The sequence below is a fragment of the Allobosea sp. 05T433 genome, from assembly GCF_056396065.1.
In genome coordinates this window covers 1-10178 of the sequence record NZ_JBFTKS010000062.1, presented here as the reverse complement: position 1 = coordinate 10178, position 10178 = coordinate 1, and the positions used below count along the sequence as shown (strand labels likewise).

The window sequence follows — 10178 nt, the reverse complement described above, 5'->3', positions numbered from 1 at the left end:
CGGAAAACGTCTGCCAGAGTGGCTGACCCAGGCCTCCAACACCCCCTTCAGGGTGCCGGCTTCATCTCGGAATCACATGCCGGCTTCAAATCGGAATGCCCTGCCGGCTTCGCTTCGGAATACCCCGCCCGCTTCAATCGGAATCCGCATCCAGCATCGTCTCGGCATTGATGGCGGCGGCGGCGAGCGCCTCCCGATCCTTGACGGCCGACGTCACGTCGACCGGCGTGTTGATCAGCCCGGCGATCCGGCCATCATCATTCCACAGCGGGGTATAGGCGAAGGTCCAGAAGGTCTGCTCAGGATATCCGTGACGCGTCATCGTCATGGGCATCTCGTCTACCTTGACGCCGGTGCCGGACAAGGCCGATCGCGTCATCGGCAGCACGTCAGCCCAGACGTCCGGCCAGACCGTCGCGAAGGAATGGCCCAAGGCGACCTGGGGACGCTGGCCAAGCATCGGCTTGTAGGCCTGGTTGAAGAACATCAGGAGCTCGGGGCCCCAGAAGAAGCAGATTGGCTGCTTCGAGGTCAGCATCACCCGCGTGTAGGACAACAGGGACTGCGACCAGGACGAGACCGGGCCGACCGAGGTCGAAGCCCAATCGAACTCAAGGACGGCGGAGCCCCTTTCGTCGGCGCCGGGAAAGGGATTGTCTGCAGTCGCGACCAGGGCCGCGAGATCTTTCCAGGCGACGGAGGCTGGCAACGGTAACACTCCTCCAATTGGCGGGACGTTGGCCATGGGCGACCCTGACCTAGTCGTCAATGTCAGAAGATAATTGAGGCGGCTTTTCTTTTATCGGACGAGGTTCCCACCTTTCGGCACTATTCGCGGGGACCCTCACCGAGCTAGCTGGCGACGTCCCATCCCTCCCGCTGGCCTTTTTCCTGATCGAGCTCTTCCTCGGTGTCCGCATGGAAATCCAACGAGGCGCGGTAGACCCGCTTCCCTTCCTCGTTCGCAACCTCGACCCCGAAGTGGGCGGCCTTACCGTCTGGCATATTGTCTCGGGCGATCTCGGCAAGGGCGATCTGTGCGTCCTCCGTTGCCGACTTGAGATCGGGAAACTCCAGCAGATCGTCCGGTGCGTCAGGCTGCTCCGGCTCCGGGCCTTCCCCGGCGTCGGTCGTGACCTTAAATTTCGGCATCGATTTTCGTTCCCGTGACCCCTAGATATCGGAACTACAACCGCCACGCGGGGTTCCCACGCCTCGCTTCGCGGCAGATCGATGATACCGGCTCAGCATCCGCAAAAAGGCCGCGCCAACCCGCGCATAGAATCGTGTGCATTCTGACCGCAGAACGCGTTTTGGCATCGGCCGGGCCCGATTTCGAACACCAGACCCTGCACGTTCCAATGTCTCGCTCTGGGCAGTAGCCGAAAGCCAACGGGATCCGACGCCGCCTTCAGCCGGTTTCGTCCTGCTCCTTTAAGAGCTCGTTGAGCCGAAGCTGTTTCTCGTTGATCTGATCCGCAAGGCGCTCTTCCTGCCCGGAGCCGGAGGATGCGGTGGCCTGCTCCGTCAGGTCCGAAATCTGCCGGCGCAATAGCGCGATCTGATCGTCACGCGCCTCGTGATTGCCGTTTGCCATAATTGTTCTCCCAACGATCTCACTGCGCACTTTGATCGTCAGCGCGCTTGATAGACGACGCTGGAGCAAACCAATCTGTTCCAACCTCCTTGTTTGATCCGGAATTTCGTGATCGCCAGGGAGTGTCTCGGGGCCGGAATCAGCCCTTCTCGGGTTTTGATGGCCGCTCCACTTGACGTTGAGAAACTAACGAAAGCAGCGCTAATTAGTGTCTATACCTGCCAAAACGGGCTCTAAACCGAAACGAACTGAGGCTCCAAATGATTTTGATAACGCAGGCCTGTATAGAAAGCTCCGCCACGTGAGCAATAAATCCCGCGGCTCACCGAAGGCGATCGCGCAGCGACGATCCATGGCATTGAGCAGCGCATAGCGTCATGGATGGGGAGGTCGCACTTGTCGCCCTGACATAGATCTGTCGTGGGGATCGCTAAAAATTACTCTCCGAGCCTGTCACGCTCGATGACAAGTTCGATGACCACGCCCGACGGGTCCCAGGTTCTGCTGATCCGACCTAGCTGGCTTGCCGTCGCCTTGACCAGCCGGCTGCCAAAGCCTTCGCTTGCAGCGTTGGTCGGGGCCGGCCCGCCGCGCTCACGCCAGACGATCACGAATTCCGAGGGCCCGTCCGAACATGTGATCTCGACGACGCCGTCCTCGGCGGAGAGGCTGCCATATTTGGTGGCGTTGGTCGCAAACTCATGAAGCAGCAGCGAGAGCGATGTGACGAGGGTGGAGGGTACTGGAATGTCGGCCCCGCGAGCCTCACTGCGGGCCCGCTCTTCGGCCTGATAGGGAGCAAGTATTGCCCCAATCAGAGCGTGCAGCGTGGTGGCCGCGGGCTCGCCCGCCGCGGCAACGGCGGACATCGTCAGGGCGTGGGCGCGCGAGAGGGTGGCGAGTCGTTCGGAAACCGTTGCCGCGAGCTCAAGCGGGCTGGAGGCCGAGCGCGCACTGAGATTGACGATACCGCTGGTGAGAGCGAACACGTTCTTGATGCGATGGTTCATCTCGCGCAGCAGCATGTTTTGCTGCTCCTTTGCGCGCTGCCAATCCGAAATGTCGCGGGCGATCTTCGATGCCCCCACGACCTCGCCCCTGGCGTCCTTGATCGGCGAAATGGTCAGCGAGATCGCGACAGGCGTTCCGTCCTTGCACCGGCGGATGGTTTCAAAGTGCTCGATGCGCTCTCCAGCGCGAATGCGTGCCAGTATTCCTGGCTCCTCATCCCGCCGGTCTTCCGGAATGAGCAACATGATTGACTGGCCCAGCACCTCCTCGCGCCGATAACCGAACAGTCGCTCCGCGCCGGGATTCAGTCCGTGATACGTCCGTCCATATCCTTGGCGATGATGGCGTCATCGGAGGATTCGACGAGCGCCGTCAGTCGGCGGGCAGCGGCATCGCTGGAGTGGCGCTCGATGGCAAAGCCTAGCTGGCGGGCGACGAGTAACGCGAGATCGCGCTCGTGATCGGTGAACACCCGCGGCGTGTCGTAATAGACCATGAACTTGCCGGCCAGCTCATCGGCTCCGGCGAGTGGGATGAAGGCCAGGGCATGGATGCCTTCGCCGATAATCTTCTCGATGAGTGGCCGTGGCTCTTCGGAGAGGGCAATGTCCGAAACGAAGATCGGGTCGGCCTCTCGATCCTGGCGCTTCCAGGGCGAGTGACCATCGACAGCGGCGCGATACGTATCCGAAAGTCCGCGCCAGGCGACGAAACGCATTGTCCCGCCATCGTCAAAGCGAAGGATGGAAGCCCGGGAGCACATAAGGGCTTCACAGATGGAGTCGAGGGCTGCCCATAAATATCGGCGAGGGTGCGGGCTCGAAACAACCGATCGGTGAAGTGGAAGAGTGTTGTCTGTTCCCGAATCTGGCGTGCGAGGTCGTTCGCAGCCCCTGTGCTCGTGCTGCAGACCGCGGCTTTCGCATGCCGGTCAGTGCTTCGCTCCATAAATCCTCGCGGCTTTGCCAGGCCTTAACGAAATGCAAGTCCCGCCAGACGAATGCGTCATTCGAGCTCCGAAATTGGCTCGTCGCAATGTCAATTGCTTATGGATCAATTCTCCGGTGAGGCCGGGATTTCGTATGCAGTCTGGATCGTCTCAACAGTTAACCGACCCGACTGGGCCTACTGGCTGCCTTCCACTGAGGTCCGAACTTGGCGGACCTCTCACCGCCATTCCGTCATCAATCGGGTTTGGGAGTCACGTTTTGTGTGTCGGTGTCCGCAGCAGCCCGTCTGCATCGAAGGCGTCCCAGCCATCCAACTTTGGCCGTTGGTTGTCTTCTTCTCGCGCCTTCCGAGCGTCGACTGGCTTTTCGGTGTTTTTGCCCGCGCGCTTCAGCGCGGCTCGTCCGGCGGCACGTCGCCGGTTATCGGCGGCCGTTTGCGCATCCTCTTCTCTCCAGAGGGTCGGTAGGTCCCGATCAAGGACGTCCTCGATCTGCCGAGGGTCAAAGAGGTGGAAGGTTACGGCCTTCGCGCGCCCACGCAACTTAACGGTGCGCGTCCCGATGCTCTTCAGCCGGCCGCTCTTCAGCCACTTGTGACGCTCGCTGGACGAGATCGAGAGGATGTCCTCCGCCTCGCGCGGAACCACCGGCAGAGCCCCAATCTGCTCCATCGTTTTAGAGATACTCGTCGCGGCCACCCTGAACTCGTCGATATCGGATGCTGCCATGCGCAGTACAATGCCCCCAGCTTTGGCCGCCACGCACTTTCTCACCGCCCAGGGGAGGCGCGCTCGGATTTCACGTTCGATCCCCTTCGCCCGCACCGTAGACCCGAGCGTGGCCGATGCCGTTAACGGCCACTCGCCAACCAGATAAGAGGGTGTGCTCATCTTCCGTTTGGACCAAATCCGGCCTCACCCTCGAACGCGTAAAGCAGATTTAACCGGAGCAGATCGGAGAGGTCCCCCGAATATTGGACGCTGGCCAGCGCGTTCTGGCCTATGTCTATTTCGAGGATGATGAGGGCAGGCGGTCCGCAAGCGCGGCGCACAAATGGACGCCCGCTGAAGCTGAAGCGATCGCCAAGCAGATAGCCCGCGGTTTGACGGACGCCGCGCGCTGATTTGAGACGCATCAAGGGATAAGTGGCGTTTCGTTGAGCGCACGAAGGCCGGCGGCATATTTCCGCATCAGGCGGTCACGATCACGCACTTTCGACAGTCGCACCTCGTCCATATTGTCCAACAGGTCGGCTTCCTTCACGGACCGGCCTTGTGGATGGCGGCCGGCCCGACGCACGAAAGTGATGTACTCTTCACCATCGCGTCGAGTGAGTGCGTCGACCGCCGACACGACATTCTCGGTGAAACCCTCTCGGCGCAGATCTTCGATCGTCCAATCAGAGTCTTCGACAACATCATGAAGCGCCGCGATGATCGCATTCTGTTCCTGACCGGACGCGAGAAATCGCGCCATCAACCTCATTGGGTGTGCGATATACGGTTCCCCCGCTTTGTCCCTCTGGCCATCGTGCGCTTTCGCGGCGATCTCAATGGCGCGTGCGAGCGTGCTCATTTTCTACATCTCTCCCGCTTATCGTCAGAGATGGGAACGCCCTCTTTGCGTTGCCCGGTCACAATGAGGCCCTGGCCAGAGCGTCTTCAGCTTCTTCTTTGGTTTCGAATGGGCCTGAAAGTTCATCAAACCCGCGATCCTCCCATGACGGAAGGACGTAGACGGGGACAACGCCATCTCTCCATGCAACGACCGTCTCGATAACCCATCCCGGCTCGCCGGGGTCGTCCGGTTGACGGCCGGGCCACGCCTGCGTCGGCATCAGCCCCTGGGGCGGCCGACCTCCGCCTGGAGGCACCGATCGATCCTATCTGCCTCTCCGGACCAGGAACAGGTTAGACTGAAAGATGCCCTCTCGCATGCCTCGGTTGGGCTGTAGCCGAACTGACGCCGGAACGCGCGACTGAACGTCGAATGATCAACGAAGCCAACTTCATCGCTGATGACGTGGATCGACGGAGCATTGCGAGATATGAGGCGGCGATGTGCCTCGATCAGCCGTTCATGATTGATGAAGTGAACGACGCCACCGGCGTTTTGAAACAGACGGTAAAGTTTGGAGCGAGACATCGCCATAAGGTCAGCCAACCGTCCGGGGCCGAATTCGGGCGAGGCCATATTCTGCCGAATGAAGGCCCGCGCACGCTCGATCAGAGGAAAGGACGCCTTCGCAGTGATCGAGCGTTTCCCACGCGGCACAATGCAAGCCGCCACCAGCGAAAGCGTTGCGGCGGCGATTCCTTGGGCGTGCTTCGCAGAAATATGCGGCAATTGCCGTGCCAAATTCTCGAGATAGTCCGCGAGCAATACTCTCAGCTCAGGATTGAGCTCCAGATCGCACGCCCCTCCAAAATCGACGAGTTCCTCTTGGCAAAAGTGCTGAGGCAGGAACAGCGTCAGGACTTCCATGTCTTCAGCTTGGCCTTGCATGGCGAGGGAACGGTAGCCGAGATTGCCTTGCCTCTGCTGAGGGAAAATCGAGTTGGGATCAGGTGAGGCGGGATGGGCGAGCACGACGCATAAGTGAGGTCGAGATCTGTGCCGCCGATGCCGGACTGGAGCTTCGCCATAAAGTGTCCGGGTAAGAACGACGTCACCGAATTCCCACGAGGAAAACTCGAGCTTGAACTGCGCGGACGCTGCCGCCTTGGAGAACCGAGTGCAGCACGCGTCGAACTGATCTTCAGGCAGCACCGTGGTCGAAACGTTCTTTACGAAAGCCCTTCCGCGCGCACTCCCAGAATTGGTACGAGAGAGTGCCGACACGGGCATCCTCCTCCCGACTGCGTTTCGTGCCCGACCGGACTGCTTTCATATTGAGCCTGCACTGGGGTCGGGTCAGCTTCCGGAAACGGGTTTGGCGTTAGCGACCAACGCCGACCCTGTTGACACCGCCGTTGCGATTTCCGGGGCGAGGCGCCGTGACGGCGCCGACCCCGACTGGCCGAGCGACGAGACGAACGCCGGGCCGCGCGACGCATCCGGCGGGGTAACCGATATAGGTGCAATAAACGACGGCATTTGCGACTTCCGTTGTCGCGGCAAGCCCGGTGAAGGCGATTCCGGCCGTCGCCATAACGAATACCGCAAGTTTAATCTTTGCCATGTCAGGTCCTCAGGACTTGGAAGATAACAAGCTGATTAATCCTGCCACTATCGAAGCGGTGCGAAAATTGTACCTGAGGACATCACGTATGACAGGACAAGCAGATGCGCGAGGCCGGCGCACGTCTAGAACATCTGGGTGGGACGGAAAGTCAAAATTGGGACGTAGCAACAAAGCGAGCGCATAAATCCGGTAATTTTTGCCGATTTAGCGCTCCGGTTTCATAAAAACGCGAAGAGAGACCGGAGCAGATAGCACTATACGCGGCAGCAGGTGGCATCGAAATCCCGTGAGCATCAGAATTTGTCTTGTGATGACTGCTTCCATCTGAGCATCGGGCCTCTGACGGTTTTGGCGGGGAGAGGATGAACTCACTGAAGCGCCATGGACATCAAAGCGCGTTTCTAATGTCCCGGCCCCCGGCTCGTTGTGGAAGTCGCAGACCCGCTCGTCCGGGCAAGCAGCACCTCTGACAGTGGACAGTAAATCCGCTACTGCTCCTTCTTGAACAGGTCCTGGAAGATCAACTGGCCCCAAGTGCGGCCGCGTGCGTGCACCAGCGCGCCACCCTCGTTGAGCTTTCCCAGCTTGACGGGTGCGAACCCGAGTTGTTTGGCCAAATCCGCCACGGGAGTGATCGCGTTCTCGTCGTCGCTCGACAGAAAGACGACCCGGTGCCCGCCCTCGACGATCGGATCGGCAGCCAGGGTGGCCGCAATCAGGTGATTGAAACCCTTCACGAACTTGGCGCCGGTGAACGCCTTCGCGACGAAGGCGGAGGACGGGAGACCGTCCAGCTTATCAGGGACTGGAAACGCGTTCATCGCGTCGATGACCGTCTTGCCTTTCCAGCCCGGCAGGGCCTTCGCAACCTCGCGATGTTCCCCGAACGGGACCGCCAAGATGATTGTGTCGGCCTCGAGTGCTTCCCGCAGCGACTTGGCGACGACCGTGGGTCCAATCGCCCGAGCCTGAGGCGCCAACGCCTCGGGCGGCCGGCGGCTCGCGACGGTCACGTCGATGTTTTTACGGGCGAAGGCGTGGGCGAGGGCCTGGCCTATCTTACCGAATCCTACAATCGCATAGCTCATAATACTTCTCCGATCCGTGTTGATATTGATTCCCCGGGCTTCAACGGCGCTGGGTATTCGTTCCGCTGTGTGGCGACCTTCGCGTAGACGTCCTGCCGTGAACGCCTTCCGCGCGGCCGGACTGACCGTACAGCGCGGAAATCGTTCCACCATGGACACGCTGGTTGCCGCCGGTCAGCCGCTTCCCGCGATCCGGCGCAAATTCAGATGGCCGAGAAGCCGCCGTCGACAGACAGCTCCACCCCATTCACGAAGCTCGAATCGTCTGAAGCAAGAAACAGCGCAACCGCCGCAATTTCCTCGGGACGACCCATCTTTCCCCGCGGGATCAGGGATTCGAACATCTGCTTCGCCTCCTCGGTGAGGACTTGGTCCTGCATCGGTGTGGCGATCGGCCCCGGGTGCAGCACGTTCACCCGGATATTCCTGCCCTTCAGTTCGTTGAGCCACCCACGTGCGAATGCGTGCAACGCCGCCTTGCTCGCCGCATACACGGTGTAACCAGGAAAACCTTTCACCGAAGCAACTGATCCGGTCATGAAGATCGATCCGCCATCGTTGAACAGCGGCAGCGCTTTTTGCACGGTGAACAGCGTGCCGCGCGTATTCAGGCCGAATGTCGCATCGAAATGCTGCTCGGTAATCTCGCCCAGTGGGACGGCTTCGCCCCTGCCGGCGCTCGCATACAGGACGTCGATCTTGCCCTTTTCCCGCTTGACTGTATCGAACAGGCGGTCGAGGTCGTCGAGATTGGCCGCGTCGCCGCGCACGCCGGTCACGTTCCGGCCGATCAACCTGACGGCCTCATCGAGCGCTTCCTGCCGACGGCCTGTGATGAAAACATGGGCGCCTTCTTCAACGAACCGCTTGGCGCTCGCCAGCGCCATTCCGCTCGATCCACCCGTGATGACTGCAACCTTACCCTCAAGCTTTCTCATGACTTCTCTCTTCAGGCTCCGTGTTTGGTTGTTCGGGGAGGCCCCCGAGAACCTCAACATGGGTCCGCCTGAGTCAGACGTTGAGTGCGGAAGCGCGCAGATCGGTGGTGCCAAATCGATCCGGCCGGACGACTGACGCCAGCCGCGCAGATCGGTGTCCACCGTTCGGAATTAGGCCGCGCTCGTCGATTTAAGCTATGATGACCGCCCGAACTGCGGTTCGGTGTGTTAGCTACCGACTTTGGAAGGCGCACTCTGCGGTGCGGGATTGCACCATGATCGACTGGGATGACGTTCGCTACTTTCTTGCCGTCGCGCGCGGAGGCTCAGTGCGGGCTGCCGCCAAGCGCCTCGGGGTGAATCACTCGACCGTGCTGCGACGCATCGCCCAGCTCGAGGAACGCCTCGGGGCGCACATGTTCGAAAAGCTGCCTTCGGGCTACCGCCTGACGGCTGCGGGGGAGGAGGTCCTCGAACTCGCGAACCAGATGGAAGCGTCGTCGCACCAACTGGAGACGCGCGTCTTCGGTCGCGACCAGAGCGCGCGCGGGCTTTTGCGGGTGACGCTTCCACCGTTCCTCGCCACACACCTGCTCATGCCGGATCTCGCCGATTTCGCGCGTATGCATCCAGACATCGAAATGGAAATCTCGTCGTCCGGCGAGCTGGCAAATCTGACCAACCGAGAGGCCGACGTCGCGATCCGCATCGTCTCCGACCGCAAGACCCTGCCGCTCAATCTTCACGGCCTGATGGGACCGGAGCTGTTGAGCGGCGTCTACATGTCTCGCGATCGACTAGCCGCGTGGCGTGCGGGCGCGCCTGATCCCATGCGGTGGATCGTCATAGACAGTCATGGACTCCCGGTCTGGACGCGCGAGGGAGAGGTTCACACCACGGGAGTTCCGTTCAGAACCCCGGACGCCGAGACGCAGATCGTAGCGGCGCAGCAAGGGATCGGGATGACGAAACTGCCGTGCTTCGTCGGAGATGCCGACGCTCTATTGGTAAGGGTGCCGGGCATCGACCTGCCCATGCATGGGACGCTCTGGCTTCTCACGCAGGGGGAAACACGCAAGACGAAGCGCGTGCGGCTCTTCACTGAGTTCGTATCCCGCAGGCTCGCCGCGTACGCTCCGCTTCTCGCGGGGCTGTCCATATCGCGCGACTGACGCCCGGCAGGTCGCCGGCGACGCTTGCAGTGGACAAGTGCCTGCAAGCGGACATCCCCAGCGTCCGACTTGGGTCGATTCCAGGCGCSCAGGGGCCTTACCCATTACCAGCCGTTCTGAAGGTCGCTGAGGGGTGGAAAGCCGAAGTTGGCCGCGCGCCTGTCTCACGTCTCTTCAGCAACAACTTCCGACATTGAGGGGTTGCCCAGGACGGACAGCATTGGGGGGTCTCGGTAGC

The 10178-nt window shown here is 60.9% G+C and carries 11 protein-coding genes; 1 reads left to right on the top strand and 10 read right to left on the bottom strand.

Features of this window, described 5'->3' with window-relative positions; genetic code table 11:
* Positions 1 to 133: 133 nt before the first annotated feature.
* The 10 genes from AC1DGP_RS34275 to AC1DGP_RS34230 all read right to left on the bottom strand — a co-directional run bounded on the left by AC1DGP_RS34275 (position 134) and on the right by AC1DGP_RS34230 (position 8768).
* Positions 134 to 709 carry a PAS domain-containing protein gene (locus AC1DGP_RS34275; RefSeq protein WP_476833205.1) on the bottom strand — a complete coding sequence of 192 codons (576 nt, stop codon included), beginning with the start codon at positions 707 to 709 and terminating at the stop codon, positions 134 to 136.
* Positions 710 to 852: 143 nt separating this feature from the next.
* Positions 853 to 1152: a DUF6894 family protein gene (locus tag AC1DGP_RS34270; protein ID WP_476833204.1), complete on the bottom strand. Its 300-nt coding sequence runs from the start codon at positions 1150 to 1152 to the stop codon at positions 853 to 855.
* Positions 1153 to 1411: 259 nt separating this feature from the next.
* Positions 1412 to 1681 carry a hypothetical protein gene (locus AC1DGP_RS34265; protein WP_476833203.1) on the bottom strand — a complete coding sequence of 90 codons (270 nt, stop codon included), beginning with the start codon at positions 1679 to 1681 and terminating at the stop codon, positions 1412 to 1414.
* Positions 1682 to 2034: 353 nt separating this feature from the next.
* Positions 2035 to 2871, bottom strand: coding sequence for an HWE histidine kinase domain-containing protein (locus tag AC1DGP_RS34260; protein ID WP_476833202.1), 837 nt, complete (start codon positions 2869 to 2871; stop codon positions 2035 to 2037).
* A 41-nt stretch (positions 2872 to 2912) separates the two neighbouring features.
* Entirely contained in the window at positions 2913 to 3371 is a 459-nt protein-coding gene (locus AC1DGP_RS34255) for a GAF domain-containing protein (protein ID WP_476833201.1), read from the bottom strand.
* Positions 3372 to 3809: 438 nt separating this feature from the next.
* A complete protein-coding gene (locus AC1DGP_RS34250; RefSeq protein ID WP_476833200.1) occupies positions 3810 to 4319 on the bottom strand; it encodes a hypothetical protein in 510 nt (169 codons plus the stop codon).
* Positions 4320 to 4692: 373 nt separating this feature from the next.
* Positions 4693 to 5133, bottom strand: coding sequence for an HD domain-containing protein (locus AC1DGP_RS34245; protein WP_441493347.1), 441 nt, complete (start codon positions 5131 to 5133; stop codon positions 4693 to 4695).
* A 261-nt stretch (positions 5134 to 5394) separates the two neighbouring features.
* Complete coding sequence (locus AC1DGP_RS34240; RefSeq protein WP_476833199.1) at positions 5395 to 6399, bottom strand: helix-turn-helix transcriptional regulator; 1005 nt, start codon at positions 6397 to 6399, stop codon at positions 5395 to 5397.
* Positions 6400 to 7230: 831 nt separating this feature from the next.
* Positions 7231 to 7830, bottom strand: a complete 600-nt coding sequence (locus tag AC1DGP_RS34235; protein ID WP_441493349.1) for an NADPH-dependent F420 reductase — start codon at positions 7828 to 7830, stop codon at positions 7231 to 7233.
* Positions 7831 to 8033: 203 nt separating this feature from the next.
* On the bottom strand, positions 8034 to 8768 hold the full coding sequence (locus AC1DGP_RS34230; protein ID WP_476833198.1) for an SDR family NAD(P)-dependent oxidoreductase: 735 nt from the start codon (positions 8766 to 8768) through the stop codon (positions 8034 to 8036).
* Positions 8769 to 9043: 275 nt separating this feature from the next.
* On the opposite strand from AC1DGP_RS34230, the gene AC1DGP_RS34225 reads away from it, so the two are divergent.
* Positions 9044 to 9940, top strand: coding sequence for a LysR family transcriptional regulator (locus tag AC1DGP_RS34225; RefSeq protein WP_441493351.1), 897 nt, complete (start codon positions 9044 to 9046; stop codon positions 9938 to 9940).
* The last annotated feature ends 238 nt before the right edge of the window (positions 9941 to 10178 follow it).